We start from the raw sequence: 14478 nt of genomic DNA, 5'->3' as shown, positions 1-14478 counted from the left end.
TTGAGAGAACATTCTCTCCATCAGGTTTGGTGGCGATAGCGAAGAGGTCACACCCGTTCCCATACCGAACACGGAAGTTAAGCTCTTCAGCGCCGATGGTAGTTGGGGGTTTCCCCCTGTGAGAGTAGGACGCCGCCAAGCTTCTATCAGGATCAGTTCCATTTGGAACTGATCTTTTTTGTGCTGATTGAGGGTCATGCATCATACTTTATCTTATACATTTGTTTGATGAAAGATCGTCGCACCTTCTTATGTCCAAGCGTAGCATGTGAAACACTTGAACCTAAAGATGTTCATGGCATAAAACCTTATCTATACAAAACAATAGAGAGACAGAGTATGAGCTTATATAGGCGCATTCCATATATCTTTAATTAAATTGAAGATGTGTAAGCCTATTCGATTTCTATAAATGCTTTACGTCTAAAGAGATACCTATATCATTAAAGTATAAAAATGAGAAACTGCTAATATATCTAGAGGAATTGAACGTTTTGAAAGAGAATATAGAGGAAAGAAGCTCACCTGCTGAACGTTGAACTTGCAGCTATATGAATAGGTGATATGACGATCATTTGTTAAAAAATAACGCAATGAAAATTGAAATAAAATTTTTTTAATATAGCCTTTACAAATGATTAAAACCTGTATATAATAATCTTTGTCGGATCGAGAGATTCTTACATAGTGGAGGATTAGCTCAGCTGGGAGAGCATCTGCCTTACAAGCAGAGGGTCGGCGGTTCGAGCCCGTCATCCTCCACCATATTTATTCTTACATAATGTTAGGATAGATAAAGCCGGTGTAGCTCAACTGGTAGAGCAACTGACTTGTAATCAGTAGGTTGGGGGTTCAAGTCCTCTTGCCGGCACCACTTTCATATGGTAAGATAGACAAGTCGCTTTTAAAGCGAGCCATTAGCTCAGTTGGTAGAGCATCTGACTTTTAATCAGAGGGTCGAAGGTTCGAGTCCTTCATGGCTCACCATGTTTCATGCGGGTGTGGCGGAATTGGCAGACGCGCTAGACTTAGGATCTAGTGTCTTTATGACGTGGGGGTTCAAGTCCCTTCACCCGCATTGCCAAATAAAATAAAGAAATCCTGTAATGCGGAAGTAGTTCAGTGGTAGAACACCACCTTGCCAAGGTGGGGGTCGCGGGTTCGAATCCCGTCTTCCGCTTATACCATCCACGCCGGGGTGGTGGAATTGGCAGACACACAGGACTTAAAATCCTGCGGTAGGTGACTACCGTGCCGGTTCAAGTCCGGCCCTCGGCATTATAAATAAGCGCCCGTAGCTCAATTGGATAGAGCGTTTGACTACGGATCAAAAGGTTAGGGGTTCGACTCCTCTCGGGCGCGCCATTAAGATCGGGAAGTAGCTCAGCTTGGTAGAGCACTTGGTTTGGGACCAAGGGGTCGCAGGTTCGAATCCTGTCTTCCCGACCATCTTTTATGGGGCCTTAGCTCAGCTGGGAGAGCGCCTGCCTTGCACGCAGGAGGTCAGCGGTTCGATCCCGCTAGGCTCCACTTTTTAAAAGATTGTTTTGATCATGGCGGTGTAGCTCAGCTGGCTAGAGCGTACGGTTCATACCCGTGAGGTCGGGGGTTCGATCCCCTCCGCCGCTATAAAGGACCTTTAGCTCAGTTGGTTAGAGCAGACGGCTCATAACCGTCCGGTCGTAGGTTCGAGTCCTACAAGGTCCACCATCTATACGGAGGAATACCCAAGTCCGGCTGAAGGGATCGGTCTTGAAAACCGACAGGGGTGTCAAAGCCCGCGGGGGTTCGAATCCCTCTTCCTCCGCCATATTTTTTAAAAAACCATATCATCGCGGGGTGGAGCAGTTCGGTAGCTCGTCGGGCTCATAACCCGAAGGTCGCAGGTTCAAATCCTGCCCCCGCAACCAAAATGGTCCGGTAGTTCAGTTGGTTAGAATGCCTGCCTGTCACGCAGGAGGTCGCGGGTTCGAGTCCCGTCCGGACCGCCATTTTTCAAAAGAATACTTGGCTCGGTAGCTCAGTTGGTAGAGCAACGGACTGAAAATCCGTGTGTCGGCGGTTCGATTCCGTCCCGAGCCACTTTTATAAAAATATTCATAGTATGGCGGTTGTGGCGAAGTGGTTAACGCACCAGATTGTGGCTCTGGCACTCGTGGGTTCGATTCCCATCAATCGCCCCATACATATTTTTGCGGGTGTAGTTTAGTGGTAAAACCTCAGCCTTCCAAGCTGATGTCGTGGGTTCGATTCCCATCACCCGCTCCATTTGTATATCTGTTCATGGGCCTGTAGCTCAGCTGGTTAGAGCGCACGCCTGATAAGCGTGAGGTCGGTGGTTCGAGTCCACTCAGGCCCACCATGATCTTCCGCAGTAGCTCAGTGGTAGAGCTATCGGCTGTTAACCGATCGGTCGTAGGTTCGAATCCTACCTGCGGAGCCAAATGGAGAAGTACTCAAGTGGCTGAAGAGGCGCCCCTGCTAAGGGTGTAGGTCGCGTAAGCGGCGCGAGGGTTCAAATCCCTCCTTCTCCGCCATTGATCTGGCCCGTTGGTCAAGCGGTTAAGACACCGCCCTTTCACGGCGGTAACACGGGTTCGAATCCCGTACGGGTCATTTTTAAAAGAGATCTTGTCAAAGATCTCTTTTTTGTTTTCTTCAAAACGAAAGGCCGCTATCATGGCGGTCTTTTTTTACATATTCATGGAATAGATCGTATAAGACAAGTATGTCGCAAAGAAGCCCCATAAGACATAAGGGATCAGTAAAATTGGAACGACTTTGCTTAGTTTACGTGAGACGATGACAAGTGCAAGTGCTGTCAGTGCAACGAGCAGGCAGTCGATCGTAGCCACAAACAAATCCTTTTGTGTAAATTGAAAAAAACTAAAGGCTTGATTGAATACGTAATTTAAAAGGAAAAGAATCCAAAATGGTAAAGTGATTTTTTGGAATCCATATTTTCCATAAATGATCGCTGCGGACAATGAGATGAGTGCAAATAAGACAGCCCACACAGCACCAATCACACCGCCACCAGGTGTCCATTCTGGTTTATTTAATGCGTCATACCATTCTCTGTCGATGGGGAACAAAAATCCGGCAATAGAGAATAGTGCGTATGTAATAAAGAAGACGACAATCGCCCAAATGATACTTTTTCTAGCCATCAAGAATCTCCTCCAATCAAATTCACTCTTAAAGTGATTTCCCAATCATTACATGATATAAACATAAAGCCCCCAATATGAGGGGACTAATGATTTTCTTCTGTATAAGGTTCTTCCTCGTACGGTTTCAAGTCACCAAATACCGTCATGACACCTTCTTCGTCTAATGCTTCTTCATAGGCCTCGTGTGCTTTGTTCGGATACACCTTGCTTGCTTTTCCTTCAATATCAGCAGCTGCGAATCCTTCGTAGTCCTCCACATAATCTTCATCTTCTGATTGTGTATACACATCATCGTATGTCAAAGGTGGGAATTCCATATCAGACGGGGTATCAGAGTTTCCGTAGCGTTCTACGTCTTGGTAGGCATCCTCTCCGTCGTACGCAGCACTTTCTTCATTTTCAAATTGTCCAGCTGGCGGACTTAATAAATCCTCTTCAATCGGACGGTTTTGTGAAACGGTCTGTTCTTTTGAGTGCTCTGTGCATGTGACGGCAGTAGGCAAGGCTTCTAAGCGTTCCTTTGGAATAGGGGCCTTACAGACCTTGCATAGTCCATAAGAGCCGTCTGCAATGGCTTGAAGTGCTTCATCGATATCTAACATATGTTCATGTTCCAAGCTGTTTAAAGCAATATCTTTCCCACGCTCGAACAGCTCTGTCCCTTGATCGCCCGGGTGGTTATCATAGGCAGACAGTTCTCCGACTGAATCGTAAGGAAAGGATACTTTCTGTTCATCGTCATGGCTTTTGGCTTCAAGTTCTTTCTTTTCATCAAGAAGGCGCTGCTTCAAATGATGTAATTCGTCTTTTGACAACAAAGCGATCATCCTTTCATATCAAACATATTGTTAGTATGAGCAATTTTGTATGTAAGACTAGTTCCAATTTGAAGCAATTCCTAATTAAAAAAACGCCTGCGGCTGCAGGCGTTCTTTGTTACGCGATATAGTATTGTAAGATCAAAGCGATCGTCAGCAGAAAACCAAAAAATGTATTGGTTTGAGCTGTAGATTTCATGGCATTCATTAATTCAATCGGTTTTTCTTTTTGCTTAAACTCTTTAATGGCTGTATAGGCTTTTGGCACACTGAGTAAAACAAGAAGACTCCAAAGACCGACGATATCTGTGAAGATATAAACAAAAATGAGTACGTATGATACCAAAAACATGGAAAGTAAAATGTTCACTGCAGCTTTACGTCCAGCAAGGATGGCAAGTGTTTTTCGTCCATTTTCCTTATCCCCGTCTAAATCACGGATATTGTTCGACAGTAAGATGGCACCAACTAAAATAGAAATTGGTAGTGAAATGAGAACCGCTTTAGACGTCAGTGTGCCTGTTTGGATATAGAAACTAATCAGGATGATCCCTAATCCCATAAAAGCACCTGAAACAAGTTCTCCAAACGGTGTATATGCAATTGGTACAGGGCCGCCAGTATAGAAATAGCCTGCTGCCATACAAATAAGTCCTATTAATGCAATCCACCAACTAGACATCATGCAAATATAGACCCCAAGTAATAAAGAAAGTGCAAATAGTGCATAAGCGAGGCTGAGGACTGTCTTTGGCTTCACACCGTTTCTTACAATGGCTCCGCCGATGCCGACAGATTTCTCGTTGTCCAGCCCGCGAACATAATCAAAGTACTCGTTAAACATGTTTGTTGCGATTTGGATAAACATAGATGCAAACAGCATGGCTAAAAATAGCCCAACATGTATTTGACCACTTGGAAGTGCTAAAACAGTTCCTAAAGTAACGGGAATAAATGCCGCTGTTAGTGTATGCGGTCGTAGTAAATTCCACCAAATTCGCCAGTTTTTATCAGGCTTTATTGGTGAAAGCTGATCTGATATCGATTGATGCTGCATAAAATATACTCCTTTAAATAAAAAAATACGTACACGTCCAAATTCCAGTTTAGCAAAGTTCAAAAAGGTGTCAATATATTGATGCGATGAATCGGGAAAAAGATGTTTGCTAATCGTTGCCATATCGAAGGAAAGCTTGATTTTAGAACGGTCCTGCCATTTTGCTTTAGATGCTCTCGTTTCAATAAGCAAGAGCGAAAAAATCTTGAAAGCGTGATATAATAAGGATTCGAGGATTTAGAAGCTGTTTTCTTTACTAAGTTCATCTGTTAAGGTTTATAATAGAAAAGCAGGTCATTCGACATATTCGAATGTTCATGTATTTTTTCATTATGTTTTTATTTTTTATGTAATTCATGGATTTTGGAGGAATGTATCATGGTGACAACAGTGCAAAGTACTTTCCGGCAGGAAGCGCTTGCGACATTAGAAGAAGCGAATAACGTCAACCATGCTGTTTTGATAAGCTACTCCAGAAGAGTTGACGATCTGGATCCTCTTGCCTTTTTCCAAAGCGGCGAAGCGGATTTTTTAGGCGAGCGGTTTTTTTGGTCTGATCCAGAAAGCCAAATGATATTTTCTGGACTTGGCAGAGCGGCCGTCATTAAATCATCTGAGCAAGGCAAGGAACGATTCGATATAGTCCATCAAGAATGGGAACAGCTCAAGCAGCACATGTTCCATTTTCATGATGAAAAGGAGTTAAAGCAAGCGGCTGTTGGTCCGCTTTTATTTGGAGGATTCTCGTTTGATCCGTATGAAGAAAAGGCGCGTCATTGGGAAGCATTTGGCGAGGCTCATTTTTTTGTGCCATCGATCATGCTGACTGTCTCAAAAGAAGGCAGTTTTCTTACGATCAATGAGTGGAAGCAGGTGGACGGGAATGTTCATCAGCTTATTCAGGAATTAGAACAAAAAGCCTCTCGTTTCGAGACATTGCCAGTACGGACTGGTGGACAAGCTGAACTTGTTCATGTGGAAGAGCTGGATGTGAAGGAATGGATGAAGGCGATCGAAGAAGCGACAGACCACATTCGTGCAAATGAATATGAAAAGGTTGTTTTAGCAAGAGAAGTCTTGCTTCAATATAAAAATCAAATTGAACTCGCTCCACTATTAGCGGAATTATTAAAGCATCAAACAACGAGTTATGTATTTGCGGTTGAACAGGGAAGACAAGCATTTGTCGGAGCCACGCCGGAACGCTTAGTGAAAAAAAGCGGCGGAGAGGTCTTTTCCTCCTGTTTAGCAGGTTCCATTGTTCGCGGAAAAGATGAAGCGGAGGATCACGCATTAGGCGAGGAACTGCTGCATGATGAGAAGAATTTGATTGAACATCAAATTGTTGTCAATATGATTGAGCAAGCATTTGAAGCGAATTGCCTTCACGTGCATAAACCAAATCAACCAAGTCTTTATAAAACAAAAAACATTCAGCATTTGTTTACACCGATTGTGGGAGAAATTAAAAGCAGCTGTTCCCTCTTTTCATTAATTGAGCAGCTCCATCCTACGCCGGCACTAGGCGGATATCCAAAGGAAATGGCGGTTGAAGTGATTCGTGAAATCGAACCGCTCAAGCGCGGCTGGTATGCAGCGCCCGTAGGCTGGATTGATTCTCAGGATAATGGAGAATTTGCTGTAGCCATTCGGTCAGGTCTTATTGAGGAAGACCGTGTTCGTTTGTTCGCTGGCTGCGGAATTGTAGAGGATTCCCTTGCAAAGCAGGAGTATGAAGAAACACAAGTGAAGTTAAGACCAATGCTGTCTGCTCTTGGAGGTCATCCTATTGAATAATCACATCATGACAACATATATAGGCAGATTGATGGATGAATTCGTCCAAGGTGGTGTGAAAGAGGCAGTTGTCTGTCCTGGTTCTCGTTCAACTCCGCTTGCGATGCTGGCCCTTGCCCATCAAGACATCCATGTTCATGTTTTAGTGGACGAACGGTCTGCTGCTTTTTATGCGCTTGGTCTTGCAAAAGCAAGTCAATCACCAGTGCTGCTTATTTGTACATCAGGTACGGCAGCTGCTAACTTTTATCCAGCCGTTGTAGAGGCGCATTATTCTCGTGTACCTCTTATTGTTTTAACTGCTGATCGGCCGCACGAATTGAGGGAAGTTGGAGCACCTCAAGCGATTGATCAGCAATTCTTATTCGGTAAGTTTGTTAAATGGTTCACAGACTTAGCTTTGCCGGAGGACAGTCAAACGATGCTGCGTTATGTTCAGACGGCAGCTGCGAGAGCAAATCACATGTCGATGCAGGAGCCAAAGGGGCCTGTTCAGGTCAATGTACCTCTGAGAGAGCCATTGCTTCCTGATCTGTCTATTGATCCTTTCGCGCGAGAAAAAGAGGATACGAAAAAGGTATTAGCATCAGGTCAGGCTTTCCCTAACGATCGGGTGATGTCTGAAATCGCGACCGTCATGAACGAATCCAAAAAGGGACTGATTGTGGCTGGTGAACTTCATACACAGGAAGAAAAAGAGGCGGTTTTACGCCTTTCGAAAGCCCTGCATTTACCTATTTTAGCTGACCCACTTTCTCTTTTGCGCAACGGGCATGAAAATGAAGATCTCATTATCGATGCGTATGATTCTTTATTAAAAGATGAGGCATTACAGCAGCATCTCTTGCCGGATATGGTCATTCGTTTTGGACCGATGCCTGTATCTAAGCCTTTATTCAAGTGGCTGGAAAAACATGCGGAAGTGAAGCAGATTGTTGTAGATGCTGCCGGAGGTTTCCGTGATCCAGGGTTAAGTGCTTCGTACGTTATAGAAAGTCATGTGGCTGCTTTTGTAGAAGCAGCATTAAAGCAAGCAGTACAACGTAAAGAGACAAGTTTCTTAAACCGATGGCAGAATGCTAATTCATCATTCAGAACGCATGCTGCCCGCTATTCTGATGAGGATTTGTCCTTTGAAGGGAATGTGTACCGTCAGCTTCAGCACCTCTTGCCAAAGGAGAGCGTCCTTTTTATCGGAAATAGTATGCCGATTCGTGATGTAGATACATTTTTTGAAACTCAGTCCAAGCCTTTTCGAATGATGGCGAATCGCGGAGCAAATGGCATTGACGGCGTTGTGTCTACAGCACTTGGCACGTATGCAGCTTTGAAGCAGCCAGTCACTTTGGTCATTGGAGATTTATCATTTTACCATGATATGAACGGTCTGCTCGCAGCTAAGCTGATGGACATTCCTTTGACAGTTGTTTTGATAAACAATGATGGGGGAGGTATCTTTTCTTTCCTTCCGCAGGCGTCTGATGAACCGTATTATGAAAAGCTCTTTGGAACGCCGACAGGACTGAATTTTGAGTATGCATCGAGGTTATATGGGGGAACCTATTCGAAACCCGCAACGAAACAAGAGTTGCATGATGTGTATATGGCGCATATCGATGAACCTGGGCTTCATTTAATTGAAATTGAAACAGATCGTCATTCCCGTGTAGACAAGCATCGTCAAATGATGGATGACATATTGGAAGAAGTGAAAAAAGAATGCCTTCTCTCATCATAAGAATGCGTGATGGGGTTGCGTACGAAGTGGTGGATCAGAACCCATCGGCAGCAAATGCCACACTATGCTTACACGGCTTCACTGGAAGTGCAGCGTCTTGGACGTTCTTGAATGCTTATTTGGAGAACACAAGACTGATTCAGGTCAGCTTGCTCGGACATGGGCGTACAGACTCGCCAGAAAGTGTGAGAAGATATGCGATGTCTCAGCAGCTGGCAGATCTTGCAGAGATTTTAAACCAATTAAAGCTTCACAAAGTGAATATTCTCGGATATTCTATGGGAGGGCGTATTGCTTTATCATTTGCCGCTCGTTATCCAGATCGTGTCAACAAACTGATCCTTGAGAGTACGTCTCCAGGGCTTCGCACATTTAAAGAGCGGATGGCAAGACTGAAGCAGGATCATCAACTCGCCCAAAAAATCAGGCATGAAGGCTTAGTGAAGTTTGTGGATTTTTGGGAAAGCATACCTTTGTTTGCTTCGCAGAAAGCTTTATCGGCGGAAAAGCAGGCTCAACTGAGAGAAGGAAGACTGAAAGCCAATCCACTTGGGCTGGCTCGCAGCTTAGAAGGCATCGGAACAGGTTCACAGCCGTCTATTTGGAAGGCATTAAAGCATATTCATTTACCTGTTTTGCACATTTGCGGAACGCTTGATGAAAAGTTCTGCCATATCGGCAAATGTATGCAGCAGGAGCTGAAGGAAAGTCAATTCATATTGGCTGAGCATGCTGGGCATACAGTTCATGTGGAACAACCACATTTTTTTGGTAAAATAGTAAGTGAGTTTATTTTAGCGCAAGATTAGAGGAGGAAATATTGATGGCTATTGAATGGCAAACTGAGCGTCAGTATGACGAAATTTTATATGAAACGTATAATGGGATCGCAAAGATTACGATTAATCGTCCACACGTACATAACGCGTTTACCCCAAAGACTGTTAGTGAATTAATCGATGCATTTTCACGAGCTCGTGATAATTCAGAAGTTGGTGTGATCGTACTTGCAGGTGCTGGCGGAAAAGCATTCTGTTCTGGTGGAGACCAAAAAGTCCGCGGCCATGGCGGTTATGTAGGAGACGATCAAATTCCACGTCTAAATGTATTAGACTTACAGCGTTTGATTCGTGTCATTCCAAAACCGGTTGTTGCGATGGTTGCAGGTTATGCAATCGGAGGCGGACACGTTCTCCACATAGTATGTGATCTGACAATTGCAGCAGATAATGCGATTTTTGGACAAACAGGTCCAAAAGTAGGCAGCTTTGATGCCGGTTACGGTTCAGGCTACCTTGCACGTATTGTAGGCCATAAGAAAGCAAGAGAAATCTGGTACTTATGCCGTCAATACAATGCACAAGAAGCGCTTGATATGGGACTTGTTAACACAGTTGTCCCATTAGATCAGCTTGAAGAGGAAACAGTAAAGTGGTGTGAGGAAATGCTAGAAAAGAGCCCGACTGCTTTACGATTCTTGAAGGCTGCATTTAACGCAGATACGGATGGATTAGCTGGAATTCAGCAATTTGCAGGAGATGCGACACTTCTTTATTACACAACAGATGAAGCAAAAGAAGGACGCGATTCCTTTAAGGAAAAACGCAAGCCGGACTTCGGTCAGTTCCCGCGTTTCCCTTGATTCAATGATATTAATGAACAACAGCTTAGTGCATCAGACTAAGCTGTTTTCTTTTACGAAAAGGAGGTGTCTCATGATGAAGCAACCTAATTGGCTGCTGCACCGTGCCTATTTAACACCAGATCGAGTCGCACTTATTTATCAAGAGAAAGAGTGGACATTTCACGAATTAGCTCAAGAAGCGGACGAGCTTTCAAATAGACTTGCACAGGCATCATTGAAAAGAGGGGAAACAGTTGCGCTTTTGATGAACAATCATCCTCACATGGTGATGCTTGTACATGCGTGTTTTTTATTAGGATTAAAAATTGTGCTATTGAATAATAAGCTGACAAAAGCTGAAAGGCGCTATCAGCTAGAAGATGCAAAAGCAGCGGCGTTATTAACGGAATCTATTTATGCAAGCGATCATAAGGGTGATTTACCCGTTTATACAATGGAAACTTTACCTCAACCAGGGAAAGGCCATGAAAAAAAGATCGAGAGCGAATTTGATTTGAATGAAACAGCAACCATCATGTATACATCTGGGACAACAGGACGTCCAAAAGGTGTAGAGCAAACGTTTGGCAATCATTTTCATAGTGCTGTTTCCTCTGCATTGAATTTGGGTCTCAGAGAGGATGACCGCTGGCTCATTGCCCTGCCTCTTTTTCATATTAGCGGTTTATCTGCCTTATTTAAGTCTGTAATCTATGGAATGACAGTCGTGCTTCATCAGAAGTTTGACGTTGATGAAGTAAAGGATTCTATTGAACGGCATCGTGTGACGATGATTTCTGTTGTGCAGACGATGTTATCTCGGTTATTAAGCAGACTAGAAGAATGTCCGTCTTCTTTGCGTTGTCTTTTATTAGGCGGAGGACCTGCGCCATATGCGATGCTCCAAGAAAGCAAAGAGAAGGGCTTTCCTGTCTTTCAATCGTACGGTATGACGGAAACCTGTTCACAAATTGTGACGCTTGCACCTGAATTTAGTGTAGAGAAGCTTGGGTCAGCGGGAAAACCTCTTTTTGGGTGTGAGCTGAAAATTCAAGATGATGATCGCATTTGCCGTCCTTTTGAGCATGGCGAAATTATGGTGAAAGGTGCAAATGTGATGAAAGGATACCTTTACCGTGAAGAAGCGACCGCGGCTGCCTTTCATGAGGGCTGGCTGAAGACGGGTGATATTGGCTATGTGGATGAGGAAGGGTTCTTATTTGTGCTTGACCGCCGTTCAGATTTGATTATTTCTGGCGGAGAAAATATTTATCCTGCGGAAATTGAAGCGGTGCTGCTAACACATCCGCATGTAAAGGAAGCCGGAGTAACGGGTATGTATGATGATAGATGGGGAGAGGTACCGGCTGCTTTCCTTGTAACAGATGATAAGATACCGGAGAATGAGCTCTATGCTTTATGTGAGTCGCATTTAGCCAAATATAAATGGCCCGCCGCTTTTCACTTTGTGAACGAGCTGCCAAGAAATGCGTCGAATAAATTGCAAAGGCACAGACTCAGATCAAAGGGGTTTTCAAATGATTCAAATTGAACGAGTAATTTTATATCATGTCACGATGAAGCTTAAACAACCATTTACAACAAGTCTTGGAACCATTTCAGAGCGTGAGTTTATTATTGTTGAAGTAAAAGACCAAACAGGACTAACTGGATGGGGAGAGGTATCTGCTTTTTCTTCTCCGTGGTATACAGAAGAAACAATTGAGACTTGCTATCATATGCTGAGGGCTTTCTTTATCCCGAACGTGCTGACACGCACCTTTACACATCCTTCAGAAATACCGGACAGTCTGTATCAATTTAAAGGCAATAGGATGGCCAAAGCAGGCATTGAAGCGGCTGTTTGGGATATTTATGCGAAGCGTGAGAATAAGTCTTTACGCGATGTATTAGGCGGCACAAAAGATAGAATACCATCTGGTGTTGTGGCGGGGTTAGGCCCTATTGACGATATGCTTGAGCAAATTCAGCAATTTGTTGATCAAGGCTATCAGCGGGTGAAGGTGAAAATTAAACCAGGACAAGATATTGGACTTCTTCAAAAGATCAGAGAGTCTTTTCCTGAGCTGCCATTAATGGCAGATGCAAACTCTGCTTATGAATTAAAAGATATTAGCAAGCTCAAGCAGCTCGACGATATTCGTTTATTAATGATTGAACAGCCTTTAGCTGCAGATGATATTGTGGACCATCGCCATTTGCAAAAGCATTTAAAAACGCCGATTTGTTTAGATGAAAGTATTTGTTCTTTAGATGATGCCAGAAAAGCTGTAGAGCTTGGCAGCTGTCAAATTATTAATGTGAAGCCTTCACGAGTTGGCGGACTGACAGAGGCGCTTAAAATTCATACGTTCAGTAAGGAGCATCAAATTCCGTTATGGTGCGGGGGGATGATTGAAACAGGTATTTCCCGCGCGCAGAACGTGGCACTTGCTTCACTTCCTCAATTTACAATTCCCGGTGATATTTCAGCTTCGTCAAAATTTTGGGAGCAGGATATCATTTTTCCTGAAATTAAGGTTGAAAATGGATTTATTGAGGTGCCTCGCTCGCCAGGAATGGGCGTGGAAGTTGATTACCAAGCGCTCCGTTCGTTTTCAGATAAAATCGACGTGTTTACAAAACATGATTTTGTGAGATAAAAACGAAGAAATCACCTTTTGCTTATCCAATAGAATGGATGTATAGTGAGGGAAAGTTTTTCCTTCCTGTCTGAACAAAAAGAAAGAGCGGTGAACCGCTCTTTCTTACTCTTCTACCAGCTCGCTGTCATAAGCAAGCTGTCCGATATACTGATGCATTTCATTGGGCATGTTTGCTGCATGTCCATATTCATAATCCCAAAGGTTTAAAAAGGAGTGAGCGGCTTGATGGAATGCGGCTTCATCCGCGTCATGAATTTCGTCAAAAAACGTTTGAAGCAGCCGATCGTGTTTCAAATTGAAGCGCCTCCTTTAATGAGACTTAAAGATCTTGTGGTTTAAACGTTTTACAATCCGTTTCTTCACTTTTCTCAGCCGTATTTCCTGTGTGGCTGACGACATAGATTGCATCTGCACCACAGCGGTTTCCAGTATTCCAATAGGAACAGTTATTGACTTCACAAAGGATTTTTTGACTCATACAGATGACCTCCTTTTGAGTATGTCTTTCATCTATAATGTAACCGAAATGAAGCTCGTCCATTCATGTTAATCTTCCTGACGAATATAGCGCTTATCCTTCATAAATAATTTCCAGAAGAAATAGAACCCAGGAAATAAGATGATAAAACCTACAATATAGGTGATAAATAACGCCCTAAATGTGACAGGGTCTGTAAATCCAGACATGATTGTAATATCTGGATAGGCCATATAAGGCAAGTGAGCACGCCCGTACACGTAGCTTGCTAAGAAATATTGAATGGTAATCGCAATGACGGCAAGGCGTGGTCTCCCTTTCCGATGCTTAAAACGGCTGTTTGGTAAAAATAGAGCTAGTCCTGCTAGCAGGAACATTAGGAGAGATACAAGAAGAATAGGGATGTTCTGCATCATTTTTGTGAACAGCCAATTCGCCTCGCTTCGTAATGTCAGCATGATAAAAAAGGCCATCATGAGTGAAAGTGGACCTGTAATGAGCGCCCCTCTTCTATAAATGCTGTAAGCTTCATCTTCATTAGCTACATTAGAGAAATCAGCTAAAAGCAAGGACGAAAGAAAAAGGGTGCTGAAGATGGCAAAGCCGACAAAAGAATAAACATTTGCACTTGTAAAGACCAGTCCAAGATCTAATGAGTAGACGTTGTTCTCCTGAAAAATAAATCCACCATGGGTAATTGGGAGAACCATGATCAGGATGGACGGAATGATAAAGCCGCTGATCCCTGAAATATAAGTCACTGCTTTTCGGTACTTCTTAGGCAGTGAATGAGAAAACACGAGAAACCCGCTTCGCAGTGCAAGAAGCAATAAGATGATGCTGCCGGGTATTAATAAAACGGTACCAAGTACAAAAGTCGCACCTGGAAACAGGCTGAACAATGCGACAACGATGGCCACAATAAAAACGTTTGTCACTTCCCATGTTGGAGAAAGATACTTATTCGCGATATTAGCTGCCTTTGTTTGTTCTCTATTCATATAAATCATCGACCAAAATCCTGCACCGAAATCCATTGATGCCATCACTGCATAGATAAAAACGAATCCCCATAAGATGGTGATTGCAATGAGCGCATCAGTTGTAACATCCATTTGCATCAAGAT

The 14478-nt window shown here is 43.5% G+C and carries 12 protein-coding genes, 21 tRNA genes and 1 rRNA gene; 28 read left to right on the top strand and 6 right to left on the bottom strand.

What is annotated here, in order from left to right; translation table 11 throughout:
• Positions 1 to 25: 25 nt before the first annotated feature.
• The 22 genes from rrf (at position 26) to MHI46_RS14425 (ending at position 2616) form a co-directional block, all read left to right on the top strand.
• Positions 26 to 141: ribosomal RNA gene (gene rrf / locus MHI46_RS14530) — 5S ribosomal RNA — on the top strand.
• Positions 142 to 689: 548 nt separating this feature from the next.
• Positions 690 to 765: transfer RNA gene (locus MHI46_RS14525), tRNA-Val, on the top strand.
• A 33-nt stretch (positions 766 to 798) separates the two neighbouring features.
• A tRNA-Thr gene (locus MHI46_RS14520) sits at positions 799 to 874 on the top strand.
• A gap of 37 nt (positions 875 to 911) precedes the next feature.
• Positions 912 to 987, top strand: a tRNA-Lys gene (locus MHI46_RS14515).
• Positions 988 to 995: 8 nt separating this feature from the next.
• Positions 996 to 1078: transfer RNA gene (locus tag MHI46_RS14510), tRNA-Leu, on the top strand.
• A 30-nt stretch (positions 1079 to 1108) separates the two neighbouring features.
• A tRNA-Gly gene (locus MHI46_RS14505) sits at positions 1109 to 1180 on the top strand.
• Between the two features lie 12 nt (positions 1181 to 1192).
• Positions 1193 to 1278, top strand: a tRNA-Leu gene (locus MHI46_RS14500).
• Between the two features lie 10 nt (positions 1279 to 1288).
• Positions 1289 to 1365 (top strand) — tRNA-Arg (locus MHI46_RS14495).
• Between the two features lie 7 nt (positions 1366 to 1372).
• Positions 1373 to 1449 (top strand) — tRNA-Pro (locus MHI46_RS14490).
• Between the two features lie 8 nt (positions 1450 to 1457).
• Positions 1458 to 1530 (top strand) — tRNA-Ala (locus MHI46_RS14485).
• A 25-nt stretch (positions 1531 to 1555) separates the two neighbouring features.
• A tRNA-Met gene (locus MHI46_RS14480) sits at positions 1556 to 1629 on the top strand.
• A gap of 4 nt (positions 1630 to 1633) precedes the next feature.
• A tRNA-Ile gene (locus MHI46_RS14475) sits at positions 1634 to 1710 on the top strand.
• 7 nt (positions 1711 to 1717) lie between these two features.
• Positions 1718 to 1810, top strand: a tRNA-Ser gene (locus MHI46_RS14470).
• A gap of 23 nt (positions 1811 to 1833) precedes the next feature.
• Positions 1834 to 1910: transfer RNA gene (locus MHI46_RS14465), tRNA-Met, on the top strand.
• 4 nt (positions 1911 to 1914) lie between these two features.
• A tRNA-Asp gene (locus MHI46_RS14460) sits at positions 1915 to 1991 on the top strand.
• Positions 1992 to 2009: 18 nt separating this feature from the next.
• Positions 2010 to 2082 (top strand) — tRNA-Phe (locus tag MHI46_RS14455).
• 25 nt (positions 2083 to 2107) lie between these two features.
• Positions 2108 to 2183 (top strand) — tRNA-His (locus MHI46_RS14450).
• Positions 2184 to 2194: 11 nt separating this feature from the next.
• A tRNA-Gly gene (locus MHI46_RS14445) sits at positions 2195 to 2268 on the top strand.
• Positions 2269 to 2285: 17 nt separating this feature from the next.
• Positions 2286 to 2362 (top strand) — tRNA-Ile (locus MHI46_RS14440).
• A gap of 6 nt (positions 2363 to 2368) precedes the next feature.
• Positions 2369 to 2443: transfer RNA gene (locus tag MHI46_RS14435), tRNA-Asn, on the top strand.
• 3 nt (positions 2444 to 2446) lie between these two features.
• Positions 2447 to 2537, top strand: a tRNA-Ser gene (locus tag MHI46_RS14430).
• A 7-nt stretch (positions 2538 to 2544) separates the two neighbouring features.
• Positions 2545 to 2616: transfer RNA gene (locus MHI46_RS14425), tRNA-Glu, on the top strand.
• 77 nt (positions 2617 to 2693) lie between these two features.
• Here MHI46_RS14425 and MHI46_RS14420 read toward each other — a convergent pair.
• The 3 genes from MHI46_RS14420 to MHI46_RS14410 all read right to left on the bottom strand — a co-directional run bounded on the left by MHI46_RS14420 (position 2694) and on the right by MHI46_RS14410 (position 5048).
• Positions 2694 to 3170, bottom strand: coding sequence for a tryptophan-rich sensory protein (locus tag MHI46_RS14420; protein ID WP_024424942.1), 477 nt, complete (start codon positions 3168 to 3170; stop codon positions 2694 to 2696).
• 86 nt (positions 3171 to 3256) lie between these two features.
• Positions 3257 to 3991 (bottom strand): TraR/DksA C4-type zinc finger protein, encoded by a 735-nt coding sequence (locus tag MHI46_RS14415; RefSeq protein WP_058838175.1) that lies wholly within the window; start codon positions 3989 to 3991, stop codon positions 3257 to 3259.
• A gap of 118 nt (positions 3992 to 4109) precedes the next feature.
• A complete protein-coding gene (locus tag MHI46_RS14410) occupies positions 4110 to 5048 on the bottom strand; it encodes a 1,4-dihydroxy-2-naphthoate polyprenyltransferase (protein WP_039183276.1) in 939 nt (312 codons plus the stop codon).
• A gap of 378 nt (positions 5049 to 5426) precedes the next feature.
• Here MHI46_RS14410 and MHI46_RS14405 point away from each other — a divergent pair, with 378 nt between their 5' ends.
• The 6 genes from MHI46_RS14405 (at position 5427) to menC (ending at position 12870) form a co-directional block, all read left to right on the top strand.
• Positions 5427 to 6845, top strand: a complete 1419-nt coding sequence (locus MHI46_RS14405) for an isochorismate synthase (RefSeq protein ID WP_260774651.1) — start codon at positions 5427 to 5429, stop codon at positions 6843 to 6845.
• Positions 6838 to 8583, top strand: coding sequence for a 2-succinyl-5-enolpyruvyl-6-hydroxy-3-cyclohexene-1-carboxylic-acid synthase (gene menD, locus MHI46_RS14400; RefSeq protein WP_260774649.1), 1746 nt, complete (start codon positions 6838 to 6840; stop codon positions 8581 to 8583). Before MHI46_RS14405 ends, menD begins: the two co-directional genes overlap by 8 nt.
• A complete protein-coding gene (menH, locus tag MHI46_RS14395) occupies positions 8565 to 9392 on the top strand; it encodes a 2-succinyl-6-hydroxy-2,4-cyclohexadiene-1-carboxylate synthase (RefSeq protein ID WP_260774648.1) in 828 nt (275 codons plus the stop codon). The genes menD and menH overlap by 19 nt, the downstream gene beginning before the upstream one ends.
• A 14-nt stretch (positions 9393 to 9406) precedes the next feature.
• Positions 9407 to 10225 (top strand): 1,4-dihydroxy-2-naphthoyl-CoA synthase, encoded by an 819-nt coding sequence (menB, locus tag MHI46_RS14390; RefSeq protein WP_039180914.1) that lies wholly within the window; start codon positions 9407 to 9409, stop codon positions 10223 to 10225.
• A gap of 73 nt (positions 10226 to 10298) precedes the next feature.
• The gene (locus tag MHI46_RS14385; RefSeq protein WP_144464268.1) at positions 10299 to 11759 is read left to right on the top strand and encodes an o-succinylbenzoate--CoA ligase; all 1461 of its coding nucleotides are present in this window, start codon (positions 10299 to 10301) and stop codon (positions 11757 to 11759) included.
• Complete coding sequence (gene menC, locus MHI46_RS14380) at positions 11746 to 12870, top strand: o-succinylbenzoate synthase (protein ID WP_058838180.1); 1125 nt, start codon at positions 11746 to 11748, stop codon at positions 12868 to 12870. Before MHI46_RS14385 ends, menC begins: the two co-directional genes overlap by 14 nt.
• 105 nt (positions 12871 to 12975) lie before the next feature.
• Here menC and MHI46_RS14375 read toward each other — a convergent pair whose 3' ends face one another.
• The 3 genes from MHI46_RS14375 to MHI46_RS14365 all read right to left on the bottom strand — a co-directional run bounded on the left by MHI46_RS14375 (position 12976) and on the right by MHI46_RS14365 (position 14466).
• Complete coding sequence (locus MHI46_RS14375) at positions 12976 to 13167, bottom strand: hypothetical protein (RefSeq protein WP_041086813.1); 192 nt, start codon at positions 13165 to 13167, stop codon at positions 12976 to 12978.
• 25 nt (positions 13168 to 13192) lie between these two features.
• Positions 13193 to 13351, bottom strand: a complete 159-nt coding sequence (locus MHI46_RS14370) for a DUF1540 domain-containing protein (protein ID WP_008342921.1) — start codon at positions 13349 to 13351, stop codon at positions 13193 to 13195.
• 68 nt (positions 13352 to 13419) lie between these two features.
• Positions 13420 to 14466 carry a cytochrome d ubiquinol oxidase subunit II gene (locus tag MHI46_RS14365; RefSeq protein ID WP_169510868.1) on the bottom strand — a complete coding sequence of 349 codons (1047 nt, stop codon included), beginning with the start codon at positions 14464 to 14466 and terminating at the stop codon, positions 13420 to 13422.
• Between the last annotated feature and the right edge of the window lie 12 nt (positions 14467 to 14478).

The sequence above is a fragment of the Bacillus sp. FSL K6-1000 genome (assembly GCF_038630785.1).
Lineage (GTDB): Bacteria > Bacillota > Bacilli > Bacillales > Bacillaceae > Bacillus > Bacillus safensis.
Note: the sequence above shows the minus strand (reverse complement) of the source record. Positions and strands in the feature narration are given on the sequence as shown.

Coding starts and splice junctions, on each gene's coding strand:
- MHI46_RS14420 (WP_024424942.1), bottom strand. CDS start 3,170: ATGGCTAGAAAAAGTATCATTTGGGCGATTGTCGTCTTCTTTATTACA.
- MHI46_RS14370 (WP_008342921.1), bottom strand. CDS start 13,351: ATGAGTCAAAAAATCCTTTGTGAAGTCAATAACTGTTCCTATTGGAAT.
- MHI46_RS14365 (WP_169510868.1), bottom strand. CDS start 14,466: ATGGATGTTACAACTGATGCGCTCATTGCAATCACCATCTTATGGGGA.
- menH (WP_260774648.1), top strand. CDS start 8,565: ATGCCTTCTCTCATCATAAGAATGCGTGATGGGGTTGCGTACGAAGTG.
- menC (WP_058838180.1), top strand. CDS start 11,746: ATGATTCAAATTGAACGAGTAATTTTATATCATGTCACGATGAAGCTT.
- MHI46_RS14385 (WP_144464268.1), top strand. CDS start 10,299: ATGATGAAGCAACCTAATTGGCTGCTGCACCGTGCCTATTTAACACCA.
- MHI46_RS14410 (WP_039183276.1), bottom strand. CDS start 5,048: ATGCAGCATCAATCGATATCAGATCAGCTTTCACCAATAAAGCCTGAT.
- menB (WP_039180914.1), top strand. CDS start 9,407: ATGGCTATTGAATGGCAAACTGAGCGTCAGTATGACGAAATTTTATAT.
- MHI46_RS14405 (WP_260774651.1), top strand. CDS start 5,427: ATGGTGACAACAGTGCAAAGTACTTTCCGGCAGGAAGCGCTTGCGACA.